General features: G+C 40.5%; 16 protein-coding genes and 1 pseudogene. 8 read left to right on the forward strand and 9 right to left on the reverse strand.

Annotated elements, in window-relative coordinates:
- Window positions 1-23: 23 nt before the first annotated feature.
- From MAMP_RS08510 to MAMP_RS08535, 6 genes are all read right to left on the reverse strand, one after another.
- Complete coding sequence (locus MAMP_RS08510) at window positions 24-467, reverse strand: CopD family protein (RefSeq protein ID WP_007145613.1); 444 nt, start codon at window positions 465-467, stop codon at window positions 24-26.
- A gap of 71 nt (window positions 468-538) precedes the next feature.
- On the reverse strand, window positions 539-937 hold the full coding sequence (locus MAMP_RS08515; protein ID WP_040576250.1) for a SirB2 family protein: 399 nt from the start codon (window positions 935-937) through the stop codon (window positions 539-541).
- Window positions 938-967: 30 nt separating this feature from the next.
- Complete coding sequence (locus tag MAMP_RS08520; protein WP_007145615.1) at window positions 968-3,232, reverse strand: nitric-oxide reductase large subunit; 2,265 nt, start codon at window positions 3,230-3,232, stop codon at window positions 968-970.
- Between the two features lie 500 nt (window positions 3,233-3,732).
- Complete coding sequence (locus MAMP_RS08525) at window positions 3,733-4,470, reverse strand: sulfite exporter TauE/SafE family protein (RefSeq protein ID WP_007145616.1); 738 nt, start codon at window positions 4,468-4,470, stop codon at window positions 3,733-3,735.
- Window positions 4,471-4,698: 228 nt separating this feature from the next.
- The gene (locus tag MAMP_RS08530) at window positions 4,699-5,412 is read right to left on the reverse strand and encodes an NYN domain-containing protein (protein WP_007145617.1); all 714 of its coding nucleotides are present in this window, start codon (window positions 5,410-5,412) and stop codon (window positions 4,699-4,701) included.
- Window positions 5,413-5,496: 84 nt separating this feature from the next.
- Window positions 5,497-6,339 (reverse strand): LysR family transcriptional regulator, encoded by an 843-nt coding sequence (locus tag MAMP_RS08535; RefSeq protein WP_007145618.1) that lies wholly within the window; start codon window positions 6,337-6,339, stop codon window positions 5,497-5,499.
- A gap of 101 nt (window positions 6,340-6,440) precedes the next feature.
- On the opposite strand from MAMP_RS08535, the gene MAMP_RS08540 reads away from it, so the two are divergent.
- From MAMP_RS08540 to MAMP_RS08575, 8 genes are read left to right on the forward strand one after another with little or no spacing between them, the layout of a single operon-like run.
- A complete protein-coding gene (locus tag MAMP_RS08540; RefSeq protein WP_007145619.1) occupies window positions 6,441-8,159 on the forward strand; it encodes a diflavin oxidoreductase in 1,719 nt (572 codons plus the stop codon).
- A 17-nt stretch (window positions 8,160-8,176) separates the two neighbouring features.
- Entirely contained in the window at window positions 8,177-9,895 is a 1,719-nt protein-coding gene (locus MAMP_RS08545) for an NADPH-dependent assimilatory sulfite reductase hemoprotein subunit (protein ID WP_007145620.1), read from the forward strand.
- Window positions 9,896-10,222 carry a DsrE family protein gene (locus tag MAMP_RS08550; protein WP_007145621.1) on the forward strand — a complete coding sequence of 109 codons (327 nt, stop codon included), beginning with the start codon at window positions 9,896-9,898 and terminating at the stop codon, window positions 10,220-10,222.
- Between the two features lie 9 nt (window positions 10,223-10,231).
- Entirely contained in the window at window positions 10,232-10,645 is a 414-nt protein-coding gene (locus MAMP_RS08555; RefSeq protein WP_007145622.1) for a DsrE family protein, read from the forward strand.
- Between the two features lie 2 nt (window positions 10,646-10,647).
- Window positions 10,648-11,043, forward strand: a complete 396-nt coding sequence (locus MAMP_RS08560; protein ID WP_007145623.1) for a hypothetical protein — start codon at window positions 10,648-10,650, stop codon at window positions 11,041-11,043.
- A 39-nt stretch (window positions 11,044-11,082) separates the two neighbouring features.
- Window positions 11,083-12,534, forward strand: a complete 1,452-nt coding sequence (gene ccoN / locus MAMP_RS08565) for a cytochrome-c oxidase, cbb3-type subunit I (RefSeq protein ID WP_007145624.1) — start codon at window positions 11,083-11,085, stop codon at window positions 12,532-12,534.
- A 3-nt stretch (window positions 12,535-12,537) separates the two neighbouring features.
- The gene (locus MAMP_RS08570; RefSeq protein WP_007145625.1) at window positions 12,538-12,780 is read left to right on the forward strand and encodes a hypothetical protein; all 243 of its coding nucleotides are present in this window, start codon (window positions 12,538-12,540) and stop codon (window positions 12,778-12,780) included.
- On the forward strand, window positions 12,777-13,730 hold the full coding sequence (locus MAMP_RS08575) for an NAD(P)H-dependent flavin oxidoreductase (protein WP_007145626.1): 954 nt from the start codon (window positions 12,777-12,779) through the stop codon (window positions 13,728-13,730). Before MAMP_RS08570 ends, MAMP_RS08575 begins: the two co-directional genes overlap by 4 nt.
- Before the next feature lie 60 nt (window positions 13,731-13,790).
- Here the strand turns inward: MAMP_RS08575 and MAMP_RS08580 are convergent.
- The 3 genes and pseudogenes from MAMP_RS08580 to MAMP_RS15695 all read right to left on the reverse strand — a co-directional run.
- A pseudogene (locus MAMP_RS08580) lies at window positions 13,791-14,234 on the reverse strand (sodium:calcium antiporter); the annotation flags it as partial.
- A gap of 75 nt (window positions 14,235-14,309) precedes the next feature.
- Window positions 14,310-21,740: a calcium-binding protein gene (locus MAMP_RS16410; protein ID WP_272941590.1), complete on the reverse strand. Its 7,431-nt coding sequence runs from the start codon at window positions 21,738-21,740 to the stop codon at window positions 14,310-14,312.
- Window positions 21,689-23,317, reverse strand: coding sequence for a hypothetical protein (locus tag MAMP_RS15695; protein ID WP_007145629.1), 1,629 nt, complete (start codon window positions 23,315-23,317; stop codon window positions 21,689-21,691). The genes MAMP_RS16410 and MAMP_RS15695 overlap by 52 nt, the downstream gene beginning before the upstream one ends.
- Window position 23,318 lies beyond the last annotated feature (1 nt).

Here is a 23,318-nt window from a genome sequence, read left to right on the forward strand (position 1 = left end):
TGCCTCCTGTTATTGCAGCGTGATTAATAAAGCCAACCTGTTCGGAATGACACGCCAACAACGACGAACAAGATGGAAAGAATGGTGACGGGAATAATGTGCCAGGCCATCACTTTGAGTGTGTCTGGAGAGAGGTGAGGAATGACACGAAATCGTGCGTGCACAGCAAAGCTGAGTGTTAAAAGCAGCAGACACAATTTTGCCATGATGGCATGTGAGACCGGATTTGTGAGGTTAAACCATTGTGTGATGTCTGGCAGCATAAGATAAGCCAGATACAACCCCGTTAAGATTTGAATAATCAGGGCGGGCATGCCTATCTTTTCATAAACTGACTCAAAACTAAGCAGCTCTTCAGGCGAACGATGCTTTAATACCTTAGGCAAGATCACCACCGATAAGACGATATGCCCTCCAGTCCATATGGTGGCAGCAAGTATGTGAAGCAGTAATAATGTCCCGTACATAACTATCCTCTAAATGCATCTATAAAATGGCTTTCAACGAACCAGCCATAGGCTTGAATGTATCTTTCACGTCAAAAAAGCAAGCTGAATATGCCCCCGCTTTGATGCGTTTTCGCTACGCTGAAAATAAACAACCACGTCATCAAAGCCAGCCCCCAAACTGTGGCATATTGCCCCTGGTTTCGAGTGTTGTAGAGCATGATGTGTGAGAGAAAGAGATAAACCATCAGCAGCAGAAACTTCACCGTAAGCCAAGCATCGATAAAAGGAAATTGCTGCACGATATTGGTCAGCATTAACGCTGTGGTGATTAACACCGTATCAACGCCGTAACGAAGATAACGAACGGACGTTGATAGCAGATTATCAGGTTGACTCAGGTGAATGAGCCCATGAATGAAGAGCAAGCCGCCACTGGCAAAGGCCATCAGCCAGTGTACTTGCCTAACCTCATCATAGAACTCAATCACCGTCAGTCAGCCCTTAAATCGGATTGGCTTCTAGCCGCGTTGTTGCCCACCTTCGTATTTAGGTTTGATCCATAAGCTGAGAATAAACCAGGCTAATAACAAAGCGCCGACTGCAAAGATGGTATCGCCGGGCACACGCATCCAGACCAGTAAATCAACAACGGGTTGCTGCATAAAGTCCGCTGATCGGGCATACCAGTAACCATGATTCAGGCTGGCAAATAATTGCATCACACCAAGCGGTAACAGCGTGAGTAAAGCCATCAGTGCCAGACCAATATTGAAACACCAGAAGCTGGCTTTAAGCGTGCCTTCCGGCCAGATGAGATCGGGCTTGATACCACGTATACAGAACAAGGTCAGACCAATACCCAACATACCGTAAACACCGAACAAAGCGGTATGACCATGCAATGGTGTCAGGTTAAGGCCTTGCATGTAGTAAAGCGATAATGGTGGATTAATCAAAAAACCAAATAACCCAGCACCGACCAGATTCCAGAACGCCACGGCCACAAAGAACATAATCGGCCAGCGGTAACGTTTCATCCACTCAGTCGCATGACCCAACGTGTAATTGTGATACGCCTCAAAACCGATGTAGGCCAGTGGCACCACTTCCAGTGCCGAGAAGCTGGCACCCAACGCCAATACCGGTGTAGGTGATCCGACAAAGTAGAGATGATGTAATGTGCCAATTACGCCACCAGACATGAAAATAATCGTGGCAAACAGCACAGCAACAGTCGCTGTTTTGACCGGGATTAAGCCCAGACGAGTAAATAAGAACGCAATAACTGCTGTGGCAAAGACTTCAAAGAATCCTTCAACCCACAGGTGAACTAACCACCAGCGCCAGTATTCCACCATGGAAATATGGGTGTGTTCATTCCAGACCAGTGCCGCCCCAAAGAACAAGCCAATGGCGACGGTGGATAGGAATAGTAAACCAATAATGGAACGACTTTCAGAGGGTTGACGTAATGTCGGCCAGAGCGAGCGCCCCACCAAACACAGCCAGAGTAACAAACCGATAAACAGGAACCACTGCCAGAAGCGGCCAATATCGGCATATTCCCAACCTTGATGACCAAACCAGAAGTTATGCTCCAGACCTAATGTCTGATTTACCGCGAACCATTGCCCAGTAAAGGCACCAACCACAATGACCAGCAAGCAGACCCACAGCAGATTCACACCGAATCGCTGATAAGGCGGTTCATAACCCGATACGGCAGGACCGATATAGAGGCCGGTCGCGAGCCAGGCAAGTGCTATCCATAATACGGCCAGTTGGGTATGCCAGGTGCGAGTTATCGAGTAAGGCAAAATTTCGGATAACTCAAAGCCATACATCACCTGTCCTTCTACCTGATAATGCGCAGTCACCGCACCGAGTAGAATTTGCACCAGGAATAAAGCGAGCAATACCCAGAAATATTTGGCTGTCGCCATCATCGAGGGTGTGGGTCGTAACTCACGCATCGGATCAGTAACCGGTAATTTACTGGTCGCCTCCTCTTTGCCATGAGACGCCGCGTAGTACCATCCCATTAAACCAATGCCAGCCAACAAGAATGTCACACTGAATGCAGACCAGAGGAACATACTCGCCGGCGGTTTATTATCAATCAACGGCTCATTAGGCCAGTTATTGGTATAGGTAATGTCACCATCGATGCGATTAGTCATAGTGGCCCATGCCGTCCACCAGAAAAAAGCGGAAAGTACACGACGATTTTCTGGATCGGTGACCGTGTTATTTTTCATGGCATAGGCTTCACGCAGCTCAGCCGTTGAAGGTTCATCACTAAAGAGACGTTGGTAATGCTCAGAGACCTGAGTTATCGCTTTGACTCTGTCCAAACTTAAAGTGATGACGCCTGTGTCGGGATTGTATGTATTTTTTCTGACTAGGGACTTCAGCCTGCCTTGCAAAGCGGCTTGCTGTTCGGCATTGGCAAGCTCAAAGCTTTCCACACCGTAATCTCGGTTTGCCCAGAGATTGAGTAAGGCCATCAACTCTCGGTGCATCCAGTCGGCACTCCAGTCCGGTGCAACATAACCACCGTGTCCCCAGATTGAGCCAAGCTGCATACCACCGAAGGATTGCCAGACTTGTCGTCCTTTCTCAATTTCATCGCGGCTGTAGATTAAGTTACCGTCGGTGGTGACGACCTTTTCGGGCATAGGTGGTGCTTGTTGATAAATCTGATTACCACTCCATATCAGCACCCCAAAAGAAACAAACAACAAAAATGCCAGAAATAACCAGAGGTTTTTTACGTTTGTCATCAGTCACTCCTTTGTGAGATGCCGCCTATACCCTGAGCAAGGCTTTATTGAATAACGAGTAAATGACGGAATGGCGTTAATGAACGAGTCATTAACAACATCGATAACTGCGCGTCAATCAGCACATTGACCAATGAATAAAAACTTTTAACGAATTGTTTTTATTTAATAAAACGACTTTATAAAAACATATCGTTAGCTATAAAATCCCGCCTTTTTAATAAGGTATTTCATTTACCTATTTTAATCAATGCATTTGATGATTAGAAAGTTAATATCTGGAAGAGTGTATTGGAGAGTTTTGATTCTGAGACTATAAAAGACAAATAAATTGCAGTACCATCGTGAAGTGGTTAGTTATGTAACATCTGTATTTGTATTAAATATCAGCAATATAAGCTGTTTTTTTATATATGAACAATCTATCCCAACTAATCAGATCGAGATTTTAAAAAATGAAAGCGTGATAAAGAAACGGTAAATTTACATATCAGTGTGCTCTATCGGTTGAAATATATAAGCGTCATCACACATCCCAAAAATATGATTATTACTCTAAAGTTTTTTTGTGAGAGAGAATAAGATAATCTCGAACCAAGATACCCACCAAATAGTGCAGATATCCCCATCATGAACAATAAGTTAAAATCAATTAAATCAGCCATCCAATAAAATAAGCTAGCGATAGTTGTCAACATAACTGACATCAGATTTTTTATCGCATTTGAATTATGTATATCTGTATTTGTCATTATAGATAAGCCCGCTAACAACATTATTCCTACACCACCATTGAAATAGCCGCCATACAGACAAATAGCAAACAAAATCAGAAAATGTTGAAGATATTGATGTCGAATTGCATTAGTTTTGAGGAGTGTAATTTTAGGCCCAATAACGAATGCCAGAGTAGACAGTAACATCAACCAAGGCAGCAATCTGTCGAAGTGTTTCTCATCACTCCAATTTAATATTAATGCTCCGCACATTCCTCCCAATAATGAAGCGATAACATATGGTGTCAGATTGTTGGGTAATTTTCTTATGGTATGACGTGAATGCCATACACTTGCAACATAACCTGTTAGTAATGCCACAGTGCCAGTAGCATTAGCAGTAATTGGACTAAATCCTATCAACATCAAAGCTGGCAAAGTAATAAAACTCCCTCCACCAGCGATTGAGTTAAGCATACCGCCTATCAGTCCAGCAAGGATAATGACTAGAGCATCTAACATTGATCGACTATAAGCTCACATATTTTCTTTTTTCATGTTTGACGCGATGCAATGTTAATTAAAAAGAGAGTTTTAACGGTTTATATCGTATCTTATATAACTAAAATAATGACGTTACATATAAGCTAAATCTATTTGTGTCTTCACTATCATCTAAATTTTCAATTATTGAAATCAAATAAATTAGATAGTTTGATTATCTTGTTATCTCTATAATAGAAATTGTTTTCAGGACTTCGTCTGTTTCCGTATGTCCCTGACTAAGTATGTATTACCCACCCCTCTTTTTAGCTCAAAAAGATCGATCGATTTAAAGAGACTACTTAGATTCTTAAACCCATAGTTTCTAGTATCGAAAGATGTTTTATTAGAAATGTTCGCTCCTACAGGGCCCAAAGCAGCCCAGCCATCTTCATCTTCTGTTGCTTCAATAGCCTGCCTTAACAAATTGATAAGTTTAGTATCTGATTTAATGTTTTTAGGTTTTGTCACAGATTTAGTTTTTTCTTTTTCTTGATCAAGAAAAAGAAATTTAGAACAGGCATTCACAAATGGTAACGGTGTTTTTCGTTCTCCAAACCCTAATACCACTTTTCCTTCTGCCAGGGCTCTAGTGACCATTGGTGTAAAATCGCTATCAGATGTAACAAAACACATCACATCGATCTGTTTTGTATACATGACATCCATCGCATCAATAACTAAAGCAATGTCCGACGCATTTTTTCCCTTTGTTAAATCGAATTGTTGTATTGGTTGAATAGCGTATTCATGCAAAAGTTCCTCCCACGCTTTTAATGTCGGCGACTTCCAATTTCCATAGGCCTTACGAATAGTTACAACACCATAATTTGCGACTTCACTAAGTACATCTTCAAATTTGCTAGCTGGCGCATTATCAGCGTCAATGAATAAAGCAATTCTTTGTTTCGTCTCATCCATGTTTTTCTCGCTATTGCTAAATATGTGTTGAGTAAAATATTTACAAGCAATTACTCATAAATAGATAGTTAATGCGTATGCTTATTAGGGCAACCATGGCGACTGAATTTTTGATGATTCAAATAAAGCGTTAAGTTGTGAGCGATATCTTTGTTTATCTGCCTGTTTGTACAAGACAAATACTGGAAAAGTAAACTCAGGATAATGTTCATTATGCTTTAAGAGTCCTGCTTTTATATGGTGCTCAACCACTCTCGTACGAAAATAACCGCTTCCACCATTTGTTAAGATGTAATGTAAAGCCAATGGCCCGAGACTAATAGTTAGTTGTGCTCTTGCTAGTTCAGGTAAAGCCACATCATGTTGACGTCTAAAGTCATCTCCCCAGTCCACGTATACATAAGGTTGAGGATTATCAACTGAACTTACATGGATGAGCTTTTCTTCTAATAGTTGCTCGACCTGAACACCTGGCCAATATTCAGGCTGATGAACCAGAATAATATCTAGAACACCATTTTCAAGTTGCTCCATGAGTGATTGACGCTCACCAATCTCAGCTCTAATGGCCACTTCACTTTCAGTGATATTAAGTGCATTTAACCACTGTAAGACAAGCGGACTCCATAAACTGACTTCACTACCAATATTAAGTACATTTTGTACTCCCTCGGGTAGAGGCAGATCTCGTTTTGCCAGCTCCCATGATTGAACCATTTTCGTTGCATGCTCAACAAACCTGACACCATTTGAGGTTAGACTTGCACCTGAACGATTGCGAACAAACAGTTTACATCCAAGTTGTCCCTCAAGATTATGAATTCGAGCGGTTACGGTAGTTTGAGTCACATGCAGTTTTTCTGCTGCTGAGATAAAGCTTCCCGACCTGACAATTTCAAGAAATGTTCTGGCTAAACTGACATCCATATGAATATTTTTGATATTAAGTTGCGATAATATTCATTATATATTACAAAAGAATCTCTCCATAATGTGTTTCAACATTCACAGCACTTGAAACACACTTCATGCAAAATTTAGCTACATCATTATTCACAACATCTGAGTGGGAGGCCGTGGCAAACCTTCTCAAAAGTTTGTCTAATCAACAAACAGAATGGTTAGCAAATAATTTATTAGACATTTCCACTTCAGATAAAAGCATAGCTGCTGAAAAGAAGGCCGTCGTAGCCTATGGAACAGAAACAGGTAATTCGAAAGGTATTGCTCAAAAGTTCTATGAAAAAGCATGTCATCAAGATAAATCAATAGAAATTATTAACCTAGCGGATTTCAAGTTCAAACAACTAAAACATATTGATCACCTATACATTGTGTGTAGCACTCATGGTGATGGCGATCCACCAGAACCCATTACATCTGTCTATGATGAATTGCTTAACCTAAATGAAGATTTATCTCATCTTTCTTACGCAGTGCTTGCTTTAGGTGACAGTTCATATGATCACTTTTGTTTAACAGGTCTCAAAATTGATGCCAAGTTGCGTGAGCTCAGTGCAATACCTTTTACTGAATGTGTAGAGTGTGATGTTGATTTTGAAGAAACGGCTGATGAATGGATTACTTTCTGTCTTCCGACGTTACCAGATATCACAGAAAACGATGAAGCACATCAAAGAAGCAGTAATAAAATCCGTACTTCGACCTACTCAAAAACAAGTCCACTCTCTGTAGAAGTGGTCAAGAATACTCGTTTATCTGATGACTCAAGAACAAACCCTATCCATCACTTAGAATTAGAGATACCAGAAAATATTCAACTGAGTCTGACTGCCGGTGATGGAATCGGTGTTTTACCTCAGAATCCTCCTCAACTCGTACACCAAATATTGTCATTAACAAAATTATCAGGAGACGAATCTGTTGTTGTAAAACAAATTGCCATGCCACTAGTACAGGCTTTGCGTGAATATTGTGATCTCACTTTGGTAACAGCACAATGTTTAACTAAATGGAGTGAGATTTCAAAAAACAATGACTTAATAAAATTAAGTCAGGATAAACAAACATTACGCTCATATCTCAAACGGCACCAATTAACAGATTTACTAGTCAACTACCCTGTACCGTTAAATCCACAACAGCTAATCGATAGCTTAAGGCCGTTACAACCCCGTTTATATGACATTGCCAACAGCACTCGCCAGATTCAAGATGAATTACATCTCACTGTAGAAAAGTATCAATATCTTTGGTCTGGGAAGTTACAAAATGGAATTTGTTCAACATATTTAACGAATATAGAAGAAGGTGAACATCTTCTTATTTTCCCTCATCACAATAAACGGTTTCATTTACCCACCAATCAAAATAGCCCCATTATCCTCATTGCTGACGGAACGGGAGTTGCACCATTTCGAGCTTTCATGCAGGAGATTAGCTCCGATCCTAACCGTGAACATTCAGTGTGGTTAATACTAAGAGAACGTACATTTTTAAATGACTTTCTCTATCAAACGGAGTGGTGCCAATATTTACAAGATGGCCTATTGTCTCGCTTAGATACGTCTTTTTCTGAAGACATCTCAGTTAAATCAATCTACGACATCATTCAAGACAATGAAGACACATTTAAAGGCTGGTTAAACGCTGGGGCACATCTGTATTTATCAGGTCACAAGAACATATTCGACCATCTCACAGAAACCTTGAGCCATGCGTCATCTTATTCTCGGATCTGGCTTCAACTCACTCAGCAAAAACGATTGCATAGAAACGTATATTAATTTTACGGAGAAATAAAGTGACCATACTTACTATTGATCGACAGTCTGATATTAGTCAACCGCTCATTGAACAGCATAGTAATGAACAGCTTAAAGCAAAAAGTCATTTTTTAAGAGGCACGATCAGAGAGGGACTAAATGATTCTAATACAGGAAGTATCAGTCACGATGATGGATTGTTAACAAAATTCCATGGCATCTATCAACAAGATGATCGTGATACACGACAACATCGTCTCATTCGAAAACTTGAACCTCATTATCAATTTATGGTGAGACTCAGAATTCCAGGTGGAAGATTAACCAAACAGCAATGGATAGAAATAGATCGTTTATCACGAATTTACTCATCAAATGGGATTCGTATTACCACACGTCAAACTATTCAACTTCACGGTGTGAAAAAACAATGCTTACAACCACTCCTGATAAGTCTAGAAAAGATAAAGATAGATACCCTTGCTGCATGTGGCGATGACAACCGCGGTATTGTTTGTGGAGTCAATCCTGATGAGTCAAAAATATCCCAACAAGTCTATAAGATCGCAAAAGAAACGAGCATGCGGCTTCTACCTAAAACTGCTGCTTATCGTGAAACTTGGTATGACTCCCCTCCTTCAGTCTCCCACTCTGAAGAGCCACTTTATGGAGATACCTATTTACCTCGTAAATTTAAAATTGGATTCGTCATCCCTCCAGATAATGATATTGATATATTTGCCCAAGATGTCGGGTTTATAGCTGTTATTAAGGAATCTCGCCTGGTTGGCTTCAACGTGTGTGTCGGCGGTGGAATGGGGCAGCTTGACTCCAGAGAAGATAGCTATCCGAGACTATCCACCCCCATTGGCTTTATAGATGCATCAGATGCGCCATTTATCGCTGAGGTCATCATGAGTATTCAACGCGATTATGGTGATAGGAAAGATAGACATCGTGCACGTTTCAAATACACATTAGACAGAATAGGTTTAGATAACTTCAAAGAATTACTCATAAGCCGTTTTGGTAAAAAGCTAGCACCACTAAAGCCATATAAATTCGCGCATAATGGCGATAAGTTAGGCTGGCACCAAACTGAAGATAGTCAGTGGTACGCAACACTACATATTCAAAGCGGACGTATCAATGATCATTTACAAGATCAATTACAGGCTTTCTTTCAGCAATATAGTGGTGAAGTCAGGTTAACTGCAAACCAGAATATTCAGCTTATCAATATTCCACCATATGACATTTATGACGTAGCAAGACGATTATCTGATCTTGGTCTATATGAAAGATTGCTCCCATCAAATCAAGAAGCTGCCACATTGAGCTGTGTTGCACTTCCTACATGTGGGCTGGCTATGGCTGAAGCGGAAAGAATAACACCTGAGTTTCTTACGCTTTTTGATGATTTGAAACGTCAGTATAACCTTCAAAAAACGCCCATCACGCTCAGAATAACTGGCTGCCCTAATGGATGCGCTCGCCCCTACTTAGCTGAAATAGCATTAACAGGACGAGCTCCAGGTTTATATAACTTATATCTTGGAGGTAGTCACCGAGGCGACCGGCTAGCCACTCTGCACGAAAAAAACCTAAGTCAAACTCAGGTTCTCGATGCAATAGCTCCTTTATTCGATTTGTACTCGACAGATCGTATTGATAAAGAGCATTTCGGAGATTTTCTTCATCGATGTAATTTCATTAAATCCTCATCCATCTCTAATCAATCAATACAGGAACGATAGATGTCTGAATTTCTTTTTATACAAAGTCGAGATCCATTCACAGATGCACTGACTAAATCACAATATGAATTAATTCATCATCTCGCCACTGCAGGCAATCGTGTGACGGTAGTGCTTGTTCAAAACGGTGTGATGCCTGCAACCAAAAGCAGCATTTTTACCCCCTTTACTAAATTACTTCATGAAAACATTACACTCGTTGCTGATAAATTTTCTTTACAACAGAGAGAAATAGATGCTGAACAACTGATACCAGAGATATTAACCACCGATCTGGATATTGTTATCAAAGCATTACTGTCAGGGCAAAAGGTCATTTGGAATTAGGAGATGACAATGTCACATAATAAAACACTTACTTTCGCCTTTATGGACCCACCATTTGAGAGTGAACGCACAGTCACATTTTTTAGATTGCTAGATGCCGCATTAGATGCTAATTCACATGTGAAGGTTTTTGCTTATGAAGGTGCTGCTGCCCTCTCATTCGCTAAGCAACAACAACATGGCAACGCTATTCATGGAAATGATACTCAACAAGAAGATCATCCACTGACAAAAACGTGGATTGCTTCATTACAAAAAAAAGCACGTAAAAAAGCACTTTCTTTTGAATGGATTAATTGTGGTTTATGTGTAGATGAGCGCGGCGTCAATGACACCATTCCCGGTTGCAACCGAGGAGGACCAGCAGATTTATGGCGCTATGCCTCAGAATCATTTAACACTCTAACTATTGGAACACGTTAATTATGAAAGTTTTACAAATACTTGATCAAGCTTTCAGAACAGTTGTAGAGGAACAAGATGAAACGATTCTATGGCTGATCCAATGCATGCAGAAAAAAGTTGAGCTAAGCGATATCGACCAAATTCAATTATTACTTACAGGTCAAGCCGTGTATTACACACAACAAAAAAAACAGCAACCCCCATTAAAGATAGGTGATTGGTTACAAACTCAACCAGCCAATATCAATAAAGATATCGATAACTTAATTTCATCTCATATTCCCGTTTATGTTGTGTATGAAGATCTATGGGATAGAGGGCTAGAAATGGAAGCGCTACGAGAGGGTATACAAGTAGTAAATAGAGAACAACTTGTTCCTCTTTTTGAGCAAGCCGATCAAATTTGGCATTGGTGACGCTAACCAATATAGCCATTCAAAGTCAGGAGCTTAATCATGAATAAAACAAATAATTACAATGAAGATATTACCAAGTGGTTTTCCGTTGCTGCTTGTATTTATCTAGTCATTGGTACCGGCATAGGAGTGTATATTGCTTCGGAACTCGCCTGGCCAATCCTTAATTTTGATAATCCATATATTAGCTTCGGACGTCTAAGACCAGTTCATACCAACGTAGTCGTCTATGGGTTTGGCGGCTGTGTTCTGATGGCGACGGCTTATTACGTAGTTCAGCGAACCTGCTATGTGAGGCTATGGAGTGACAACATGGCTTGGTTCACTTTTTGGGGATGGAACCTTTATGTGATCGGCGCTTTGGTGACGCTTCCACTTGGTTATACGCAAGGCAAAGAATATGCAGAACTAGAATGGCCATTTGATATTTTATTAACGGCTGTATGGCTAGCCTACTCAATCAATTTTATTTTCACATTGAGCATTCGCCGCGTTTCCCATATCTATGTAGCGAACTGGTTTTTCCTATCCATGATGATAATGTTCACCTATCTACATGTGGTGAATAGCTTGTCGATTCCCGTTGAATTGATGAAATCATACTCGATTTTCGCCGGCGTTCAAGATGCCATGATTCAATGGTGGTGGGGGCATAATGCCATTGGATTTTATCTCACTGCTGGCTTTTTAGGCATCATGTACTACTTTGTACCCAAACAAGCTAACAGACCTGTTTATTCTTACCGATTATCAGTTATTCACTTCTGGGCATTGATATTTGGCTATGTTTGGTTAGGTGCACACCACCTGCAATATACAGCTCTACCTGATTGGACAGGCTCACTTGGTGCAGCAATCTCCCTCGCCATGATTATTCCGTCGTGGGGAGGTGCAATTAATGGCATGTTCACATTGAGCGGGGCTTGGGACAAACTAAGAACCGATTATATTCTGCGTTTCTTAATTGTAGCGTTGGCTTTTTATGCTATGTCTACGTTTGAAGGTCCTGTTATGGCGTCAAAAACAGTTAATGCTCTTTCGCACTATACCGACTGGACTATCGGTCATGTTCATTCTGGTGCATTAGGTTGGGTGGCGATGATTTCTATTGGTGCGCTCTACCATATGGTAGAACGTTTATGGGATACGCGCATGTTTTCAGTCCGGTTGGTTAATGTGCATTTTTGGTTAGCGACGGTGGGTACAGCTATTTACATTACTGCTATGTGGGTGGCCGGTATCATGCAGGGGCTGATGTGGCGCGCTTACGATGACTATGGCAACCTCGCCTACACATTTGTTGAATCTGTTGCTCAGATGCATCCTTACTATGCTATCCGCATGATGGGGGGCTTCGTTTTTTTCAGCGGCGCCTGTGTGATGTTATTTAATGTAATCATGACCATTAGAGCAGCAGTAAGGCTTCATCACAATAATGGACCAGTCATCGCTGATAGTAAAACCGATATTCCGGTTAAGCTTGGAGGCTAGAAGATGAGCACTTTTTTTCTGTTAGCACTACTCCTGAAGTATCACGATACGCCTCATTTATTTATGTTTATTGGTATCGACGCTTTCATAATACTCGCATTTTATTTCATTATTAAGACCGTTTATTCACCTGAAAATGAAAGTCACTATAGAGAAGAAAGTTTCATTCCTCTTGATGATGATACCTATGAAGAAAAACAGTTATTTGGTACTCATCACAGCTTCTCATCCAGGAGAAATAAATGACTATTAAAACTAAACTCACAAGTGCGCTAGGTATTCAACATCCTATCGTGTTGGCACCCATGGGCAATGTGGCAGGAGGCAGACTTGCCGCTAGTGTATCGAACGCAGGTGGACTTGGCATGATTGGAGTCGGCTATGGTGATATCTCTTGGCTAAAAGCTGAACTTGAAATCATAAAATCTTCAACAAATAAACCTTGGGGAGTCGGCTTTATTACATGGTCACTCACTGATGAAGTGTTTGACTTTGTCATGGGGTATTCACCCAAGGTAGTGATGATGTCTTTTGGAGACATAAGCCCATGGGTAGATAAAATTAAAACCCACAATATTCCCCTGATTTGCCAGGTTCAATCATTAGCTGAAGCCCTGGAAGTCAAGAAAAAAGGCGCTGATTTTATCATTACACAAGGGAGTGAGGCAGGCGGTCATGGCAAAAGCGGACGTTCCACCCTTTCACTAACTGAGGAAGTTATCCATCATGTCCCGAATACACCTATCATAGCGGCCGGGGGGATTGCCGATGGCAGAAGCCTGGCAGGGGTATTGAGCCTCGGTGCACAAGGGGCCTCTATCGGCAGCCGTTTTTATGCATCCAATGAATCTTTAGCTCATCCCAAGATGAAACAACAATTGTTGACACATAAGGCTAAAGATACTATCAGAACTACCGTTTTTGATATCATACGCGAGATAGCATGGCCTGAGGGCTATAATGGCCGAGCAATTGTTAATCCTTTTATTTCACGTTGGCACGGTTCGGAAGTTGAATTAGCACAACAAGTAGAACATTATCAAAAAACGTTTTTCCAGGCACAGCATGAAGTCAGTCTCGACTCCTTAATTATATGGGCTGGTGAGGGTATAGATAACATAAATTCGATTGAGTCGGCAGAAACAATCATCGAAAACCTAATCAGCAGTACTATATACCATTACAGTATAGACTAATATCATTCAGTCTCATTACACTCTTTATACATCAATAAAATCTGTTTCACTTTTGCTGGACTATAATTCATGATGACTTTGTCTATTACGTCTTACCAAGTCATTTCCTACTGTGAAGCATACATAGACAAACACAGCTGAAATTAAGCCATAGATTAAAGCCTGCACTAATGTCGTTGCGAAGTTAGACTGAGTAACTAATAAAATCATGTACGAAACATAAGATGTATATAAAAGCAGGAATAGAAATCCCTCAAACCGGGTTAATGTGGCACCCACAAAAAATAAGGGTAAACATAAAACTGAAACAGACAACATGACAGGTATATCTAATGTTACCAATTGCGGGCCAGCAATTAATGGCTCTGGTGAGATGAGTCCCGCCAAACCAAGCACCCAGAAAATATTGGAAATATTACTTCCAATCACATTCGCAATAGCCAGCTCAGCTTGGCCGGACCAAGCAGATTTAACGCTGACAGCGAGTTCAAGAGCACTCGTTCTAAAGACTACGACGGCTAATAATACTCAAACTTCTAGAACTCGCAAAAAATGCGAGTTCTAGAAAAGACTGATAAGTTAGTTTGCGGTCCAACTGTTAGCTAGAGCAGGCTGAAGATTATCCTTAACGTCCTGTGGAATAACATTTCCAGCTCCCATAGGTACATCATATGCAGCCATTGCAGAGACAAGTTGATCGATTTGATTATTCATTAATACCATTGAACCTGATTCAAACTGGTCAAGTTGATGCTCAGTACCGTCATACCAGTTTGAAATCGTTATCTGATCATCTGTCCCTTCAACGTTAATTTGAAGATCATTATCACTTCGGCTAAACCAAAGCGCATCATAAGAGATATCGTTTTCAAAAGCGATGACATCGTTATATGTCTCTGCAGCGTTAGTATCATTTTGTATGATCTGGTCTTGACCGTCATTCAAGCCAAACTTAATACGATCATTACCATCTCCCCCCTCAATTAGGTCATTCCCCGCGCCACCTGACAAAATATCATCCCCAGCTAATCCAGAGAGATATTCGTTTGCACTCGTACCTGTAATAGTGTCATTGCTCGTTGTACCAGTCATTACGTGACTCAACGCATCTTCGATAACAACAGTATCTGTTGGTGCTGATACACCAAATGCACCGTAGAGTTGGTTAGCAGTAATTTGAGAGCCATCTTCGAAATCTAGACTATTAATAGTATTGGCTACCGCAAAGAAGTTATTAACCTTCACCTGATTACCTGTACTAGCTATACTCAAGATAAGATCATCACCAGACCTCATTAGGCCACTTGCAACATCTGAGAAACCAATACCATCTATGAAACTAATTGTATTTACACCCATAGAATCAATGATGGTGTCTTTACCGCTTCCACTACCTATGATGTATGTATCATCACCATCTCCACCAATGAGTTGATCGTCACCAGCACTACCAGTTAGAGAATCGTCACCCTTCCCACCCAATATCACATCATTATCGACCGTCCCAGTAAGTGAATTATCTTGTCCATCACCTAGCGTTAATTCACCTGAAAATAGAGTTGTTGTTGGTGCTGTCTCGCCAAAGGCTGAAAAGACCTGGTTCGATGTGAGTTCACTCCCAGTATCAAAGATCATTTTTTCAATTGTATTAGTCACTGAGAAGAATCGTTGTATCCGTACAGACCCATTTCCAGTGGCAATATTCAAGATTAAATCATCACCAGAACGCATTAACCCACTGGCAACATCATTAAAGGTAAGGCCACCAGAAAAGTGAATTATATTATTGCCATCTGAGTCGATAATGATATCGTCTCCATCGCCAGGATTAATGACATACGTGTCATTTCCTGCTCCTCCCATCAAGTAGTCATTTCCTTGACCGCCTTCCAGGGCGTCATCTCCCTCACCAGAGGCAAGCACTTCATTTTGAGTCGTTCCTGATAAACTATCATTACCGGAGAAATCTAGATGAATGTCACTTGTTGTAGGAGTCGTTGGTTGCTCTGGATCTTCAGGATCTTCGGGCTCCTCTTGGTTACCTGTCGGTAAATCTGTTAATTGGTTGGAGATATCATATGGTGTTTGTGTATATCCACCATTCGGTTGAATCATGATTGCATAATTGCCACCTAGAAAATGGTTGATAACTTTTACTTGTTGTTCCAGATCACCATCAACTAACACAATCAAATCATTGCCCATCTGATGATAACTTAATCTTTCCGGACTTACATTATTAAAGAACAAGATGTCTTGACCATCACCAGCATCACTTATGATGTCTTGACCATGACCTGAATAGTAGTAGTAATGATCATCACCATTGCCTCCATCCATCGTATCATTACCATCTTCACCGAAAAGTGTGTCATTCCCCTCACCACCGAACAACTCATCATCCCCGGAACCTGACCCTGAACCATTGCCTCCAGATAGCCAGTCATTACCATCTCCACCTATGAGTCGGTCGTTATCTGAGAAGCCATACAACTCATCGTCACCTGCTCCTGCAGTGATGAGATCAGTCCCATTTGTACCTAACAACTGTTCACCATTCTCTGTACCATTGATGGGATTCCAAATCACATCATCTATAGAGAGACTGAAAGTTGTGGTAACTGATGCACCAGCCAAATCTGTTGCCGTCACAGCGATGATATAACTACCTTTATCCTCTATGGATGGTGTACCAGAGAAACTACCAGTTTCGCTATCAAAGAGTAACCAAGAAGGTATGGCAGAACCATCATCTAAAGTAACCGAATATGTCAATTCATCTTCATAGTCGATATCATTAAATGTTGATTCAGGTATCGTAAAGTTGATCATTTCACCAGCAAGAGCAATATGATCTAGAATAACCATTTCTACAGTAGGTGCATCATTGACGTTGTTGACTATCAAATTAAATGTTGTCTTAGTAACACCCCCACGACTATCCGTAGCAAAAAGGTTTATCTCTAAGTAGGCGATATCTTGACTTGTAGGGTTACCAGAAAACGTTAGCGTGTCTGGATCAAATGATAACCAACTTGGCAATTCTGAGTTCCAGCTACCTTCAGTAACTGAATATGTAATCGAGTCATTATCTAAGTCGATAAAGCTATTTGCTGGAAGAGTAAAACTGAATGGTTGACCTTCGTCAGTATTCTGTTCATCAATCGGCGTGGTTAAAAATGGCAGGTTATTAAATTCAGACAAATCATTTTCTAGGGCTTGCCAGGTAGTGCCATCAGAAAACGCAATTTTATATAAGTTGCCAGGGTTGGAACTGTACCAAGAAACTATTCGTATGGAATCATTACCATTTTGATGAGAGAGAATAAGATCATTACCATCTTGATAATAAGTAATATCTGATGGCTCAATTCCAGCATCAAATTTAATAACATCTATCGAAGTAGAACCGTACACATCGATGACATCATTACCCCACCCTTCACTAAAGTAGTAAATATCAGATCCATCACCGCCGTTAAGGGTGTCATCACCTTCACCACCATATAAATGATCTTCTCCATCACCTCCACTCAGGCGATCATTACCTGCACCACCATACAGTTGATTATCGTACTGATTTCCCCCTATATTATTGTCTGCATCTGAACCATAGACATCGTAGTTATATACAGAATCTTCTAAACTAACATTTTCGATATTGGTTCCAACAAGGCTATAGCTACGACTACTACCCACGCGTTTTTTGATAATGACCTTATCAATCCCTTGGTTTTCACTTTCAATTGCCACATCTCCAGCACCTAAAATATAGGTATCATTCCCCCAGCCACCAGACAGGACATTTGAATTAGAATTTTGACTGCCATCGAGTAAATTATCGAGATTATTGCCATTACCATCAATGGCATCATTTCCAAGTAAAGTCAGTTTCTCGACAAAGTCAGGAAGGGTATAACTAATAGTTGTGCGCACCTCATCATTATAAGCTGAACTATCATCACCATTACGGATGACCTTATCACCGACATTATCAACATAGAAAACGACAGAACCTAATCCTAGAGCAACCATGGTATCAGCCCCTGACCGACCATCCAGTACATCTCCATGAGCACCACCAGCACTACTCATTAAGATATTATCTAAGTCATTACCTATGGCATATACAATAAAGTTTGAATGAATGCCTGAGCCATCATCCAAAAAAAGATTTTCAATGTTGTCACCGAGGGTGCCACCATTTCGATTTATAACTGTATCGATGCCTTCATCAGCATATTCAACGGCTGTCGTGTTGTAATAAATATCATCCCCTTTACCACCATATGCGATATCAGAACCGCCCATACCATTAAAGGAGTTGTTACCATCATTACCAATCAAAATGTTGTTTAATTCATTGCCAGTGGCATCGATATTTAGAAGGCCGGTAAGGGTTAAGTTTTCGATATTGTCTGAAAGGGTATAATTTCTGGATGAATAAACTGTATCGGTGCCAGAATCTTCCTCTTCTACAATCACATCATTACTATGATCTACAGTGAACTCATCATCACCAGTAGTTCCGTATGCTGTGTTGACAGAACCTACTTGGATGACATTTTGAATATCTGCATTTGTCCAAACAATGCCATCCCCATTATCAAATTGAACCTCAGCTAGGGCCTCTCCAATAATTTGGATTTGATTCTGCGCCTGCCCATCAATGATGATAACTAGCTGTGAATTACCATCATTATAAAACGTGACATCTTCTGGATTAATCCCAGCTCCAAAACGTAAAACATCCCCCGAGGTCGATTTTATAGTATCAACGCCATCGCCACGCTGATAAATATATAAATCACTACCACTGCCGCCATCTAAGAGATCAGTACCTGCCCCACCAATTAGTCTATCAGCTCCGTTACCGCCATATAATTTGTCATTACCGACTCCTCCGGTTAAGTGATCATCACCATCATAACCATAGATTTCGTCATCACCCGCTATGCCATCGTATACATCATCGGTTGCATATCCCTGGATTAAATCTGCATCAGAGGTGACATTGTTTACCATGCTATTGATGGTTTCTGTATCCCAAACAACACCGTTTTGAAAAGAGATTGTACTAAGAATACCTTTACCATTACTTTCAGGGTTGAGTGTCCCGGTATAAGTAAAGTAATTATGGACTTTAACTACTTGTTCACCAGCATCGCCAATTTTTAAGACTAAAGTACTCCCCTCCCTATTCATTTGAATATCTTCGGGTGAAATACCTTCCAAGAACTCTATATTGTCATCAAAAAGCGAGTACTTGTCATAATTATGTATTTGAGTAATGCCTAATCCATTATTCCTTTGTATTCGATAGGTATCCGTCCCCTCACCACCGCTGACCGTGTCATTGCCGATACCGGTGAGAATAATATCGTCTCCGTTACCGCCATCTAAATAGTCGTCGCCCTCTCCCCCGATTAAGATATCATTGCCATTTCCACCATGAAGAGCATCATCACCTGTTCCTCCGTTTAAGATATCGTTGCCATCATACCCATAAACCGTATCATCCCCACCCAATGCATCAAAATCATCATCAGACATAAACCCATGGATGTCGTCAGATTCTGACGTTATAGACATTACTTTATCGAGGATGGTGGAGAGATCCCAGACTGTCCCATCGCTAAATAAAATCGTTTCAATTAGGAAATTTTTCGTGGAATCTTCAACACCAACACCATTGAAATAATATTCCACATTTACGATTTGGCTTCCTTTAATAATAAATTGTAGGTCTGATGAGCCTACACGACTTACTTCAACGTCTCCGGGACTTATACCCTCTAAGAACTGCAGAGTACTTGAAGTGTTACTATAGCGTTTATCGTTATAGATATTAGTGATACCAGTACCAAGTTCTATTTGGTATGTGTCATTACCCCCACCACCATGTAGAAAATCATTTCCATTCCCACCCTTAAGAACGTCATCGCCCTCTCCACCATAAAGCATATCGTTACCGGCATTACCATTGAGAGTATCATTCCCATCATAACCATATAGAGTATCGTCACCATCACTGCCAATGAGTGTATCGTCCGAATAGTATCCTTTAATAGTTGCATTGCTATCAGATGACTCTATTACTAAAGATTTAACCGTTTCAGAAGTCCAAACGGTACCATCATAAAAATGTATTGAGTTAATAATGGAATCTTCATATTGTTCGGCGACATCAGAACCAGAGAAATAGTTACTAACAATAACTTTCTGTGTATTAGATGAGTCAAGGATTAATACTAAGTCATTACCATCACGCGATACGTCAACGTTTTCAACTTCAATCCCTTGCAAAAAGTGTAGCGAATCTGAAGAACTATCTGAATCATAGTTATGAATATAGGTGGTTCCAGTACCTACAGAGATAAAATAAGTATCTTGCCCGTTATTCCCTCTAAGCTCATCATCCCCATCTCCTCCAGTGAGACTATCATCACCGTCACCGCCCGAAAGAAAGTCATTTCCAGCCCCACCATTCAATATATCATTGCCATAGTCACCATATAATGAATCATTCCCAGCCCCCCCCTCTATGGTGTCGTTACCACTTTCACCATAAAGCCTATCATTGCCATCATCTCCGAAAAGGTCATCATCGCCTAACTGTCCATGAATTTCGTCATCACCGGCTTGTCCGTGAAGGGTATCGTTATTATATGTACCAATGACATAATCATTCTCATCGCTAATATTAGGGACATAATTAGTCTCAATTAATGACTCAGTGGTGACTGTAGTACCATCTACAAAACTAAACTTCTCGATCGCAGTACTTGCAATGACTCCATTAGTGTAAAATACATCGTTGATTTGGATTGAATCGCTCGTAATTTGGCCATTCTCGTCTAAAAGAGTTAAGTACAGGTTAGTCATATCACGTGTTACGCGCAGATTATCTAGACTTATACCTACCCCAAAACTAATAGTGTCTGTACCTGAGATATCAATGATAATGTCACTACCATCTCCAAGATTATAAATATAATTATCGTTACCTGAACCACCACTCAAATAATCGCTGCCTTGGCCACCAGATAGTTCGTCATTACCTTCGTCGGCAGCTATTTGATCATTACCGACACCACCATATAAAATATCGTTGTCAGAACCACCTTGTAAGAAATCATCACCAGTATCACCATAGACAATATTCTCTCCACCACCAGCATAGATATAATCATCACCAGCTAAGCCATGAAATTCGTCAGCGGCCTCAGTGCCATATAAGTAGTCATCATCTTCAGTTTCACCTTGATCAAACTTGGCATTAATCAGCTCTGATAATGTGAGAGTAGTGTTATCAGAGAAGTGGATATTCTCAATAGCAGAATCAATGATGATGCCGTCAAAACTAAAAACATTATCTATTTGAATTCTGTCTGTTGTATGTTCACCGACACTATCCAACAACGTAATGAATAAACTTGTTGGATTTCGTGTAACGATCAGCGAATCGATTGTAATACCATCACCAAAATTGAGAGTATCGGTACCAGATGCATCAAAAATACGGTCACTACCATCACCGATTTCATAATAGTAATGATCATTACCATCACCACCGAAGAGTTCGTCATCGCCTTCGTTGCCTCGAATATAATCGTCTGAATTTGTACCACTCAGGGAATCATTATTAACCGACCCAACTACAGCTGTATCAAGTGCATAAGCACCCAATACAGGATCGGCTTTTATGTTTTCATATTGTTCATGTAGCTGGGTTGAGTAAATTGATAGCCCTCTCAGGGTATTTATTGCACCTTTAACAAGTTCTTCCTCTGTTGAATGACGACCAATTAGGTTTGCTATGAAACCTGACATATCCAGATCAAAATTTTGAGTATCAGAGTTATAGCTGAGCGACAATTCGGAAAATACATTTTCATAAACAGTTTGACTCATTAGTTGTGCTGTCACGTAATTCTTAAATTGAATGAATTCAGCAATTAGTTTCGGCGCAGCATGTCCGTGTGGATTAGGATCTCGTGCCCCCAGCACCATGTTCCTAAATAATCTCTGCCAACTAAATTTTCTAATGTAACCAACTGTCTAGCATCCATTACATGCCCATATATCTGTGAGGGGTCACGACTATATGGATCAATATCTGCCGATCCTGTCCATTGATAGATGATGTCATCAATCAAACTGAATCGTTCATCATCACTAGTGGCATTAGTAAATTGCGTAACTAGATCAGTTAATAAATTATCACCAGCCATTGTTTGGCGCAGACTTAGCACATTTCCAAAGCCATTAACTTCAGGCAAGGCTAAAATTTCATCAGATAATTCAACCTCATTCCTATTAACGGTTTGCGTAGTATTAATCCCAAACCAAACATCTGCAGTATCTATCTCTGTACCATCAGCTAGATTAGCGGTACTTATTTGTTTTATTACATTGCCATTTCCATCAGATGTAGATATAGCTGTGTAATCAACACTTATCGAGTTAATACCGATATCTTCTAATTTAAACAATTCGTTTTGTTGAGAAATACCGTCAGAGTTGATATCTTGCCAAACGCGTAAATTTTCAAACTCTGCATCTTGTGCATTAATGATACCGTCGTCGTTGGTATCCATTTCAGCTAAGGCTTCATAGCCATTAGCTGCATTAGAACCATTGTTAAGTTCAGTATTATTACCGAATAACTCACCACCATCGTTAATAAGACCATCATGATTTCTGTCTAAAACTAGCAAACCATCATCTTTGTTTACCCAGCCAGTTCTCTCTGCTACACCATTTTTATCATGGTCGAAATATACATTAGCAGCCTGTGACATGGTTTCCACACCATCATTATCGAGATCTATAACCAATGGTGAGAGTGTAATTTCGGCATCATCAAACGCATCAGAAGGGTCATCTGAATTAAAGAGAGAAACTAATGCCTCTACAGAAAGAGAAAGGCCAGCCAACAAATTTAGGGCTGCTTGATAGACTTCAGCATTTAATTGTGAATATACTTTTATAAGTCCGGCTAATTCAATAATGCCTGTGGCATCGAGACTCCAATCAGCGATGGTTTCACTCAATACGCCATCACCTAAAGCATCAGTAAAGAAATCGTAAAATTCAGATGTTGTACCAGACCAGTCACTTGTCAAATTATCGAAAAAAGTGCCTAGCGCTTCAGCAAGACTCTGTCCTTCTTTTTCTACCCCATTACACTCAATACACCACATAGCAGGACCAGCTCTATCATCAAAAAAAGTTCCTGTCCAAGCAGAGGGCGGAAGTCCATTATTATTAAATACTTCATGGTGATACTGCCGAATATCACTTGCAGGAATAGGTTCCCAATTATTTTCTTGTCGGTATAAGAGATCTTTATTCATCAATTCCTGTGCGATTTGATCCCTGTCAAAAGTTACACCGTACTCACTGGCTTTATTCTCCATGAAGTTATTTGCATATTGTCCCCAAAAACCAGTATCTGTCGCAGCTTGGACAGCGAGATTGCCATAATCATGACCATTTTCCGCTAACAGATTGTAATATGACTGCGTATCACCTGCTTCTGCATATGCTTGAAGTTGAACTTGGAGTTGCGTTGATAATCCCATA

The sequence above is a fragment of the Methylophaga thalassica MP genome, from assembly GCF_000214595.1.
GTDB lineage: Bacteria > Pseudomonadota > Gammaproteobacteria > Nitrosococcales > Methylophagaceae > Methylophaga > Methylophaga thalassica.

Bases quoted from the DNA above. Each gene is read 5' to 3' on its own strand.
- MAMP_RS08550 (WP_007145621.1), top strand. From the start codon at position 9,896: ATGTCTGAATTTCTTTTTATACAAAGTCGAGATCCATTCACAGATGCA.
- MAMP_RS08530 (WP_007145617.1), bottom strand. From the start codon at position 5,412: ATGGATGAGACGAAACAAAGAATTGCTTTATTCATTGACGCTGATAAT.
- MAMP_RS08510 (WP_007145613.1), bottom strand. From the start codon at position 467: ATGTACGGGACATTATTACTGCTTCACATACTTGCTGCCACCATATGG.
- MAMP_RS08540 (WP_007145619.1), top strand. From the start codon at position 6,441: ATGCAAAATTTAGCTACATCATTATTCACAACATCTGAGTGGGAGGCC.
- MAMP_RS08555 (WP_007145622.1), top strand. From the start codon at position 10,232: ATGTCACATAATAAAACACTTACTTTCGCCTTTATGGACCCACCATTT.
- MAMP_RS08535 (WP_007145618.1), bottom strand. From the start codon at position 6,339: ATGGATGTCAGTTTAGCCAGAACATTTCTTGAAATTGTCAGGTCGGGA.
- MAMP_RS08570 (WP_007145625.1), top strand. From the start codon at position 12,538: ATGAGCACTTTTTTTCTGTTAGCACTACTCCTGAAGTATCACGATACG.
- MAMP_RS08525 (WP_007145616.1), bottom strand. From the start codon at position 4,470: ATGTTAGATGCTCTAGTCATTATCCTTGCTGGACTGATAGGCGGTATG.
- MAMP_RS15695 (WP_007145629.1), bottom strand. From the start codon at position 23,317: ATGGGATTATCAACGCAACTCCAAGTTCAACTTCAAGCATATGCAGAA.
- ccoN (WP_007145624.1), top strand. From the start codon at position 11,083: ATGAATAAAACAAATAATTACAATGAAGATATTACCAAGTGGTTTTCC.
- MAMP_RS08575 (WP_007145626.1), top strand. From the start codon at position 12,777: ATGACTATTAAAACTAAACTCACAAGTGCGCTAGGTATTCAACATCCT.
- MAMP_RS08520 (WP_007145615.1), bottom strand. From the start codon at position 3,232: ATGACAAACGTAAAAAACCTCTGGTTATTTCTGGCATTTTTGTTGTTT.
- MAMP_RS08560 (WP_007145623.1), top strand. From the start codon at position 10,648: ATGAAAGTTTTACAAATACTTGATCAAGCTTTCAGAACAGTTGTAGAG.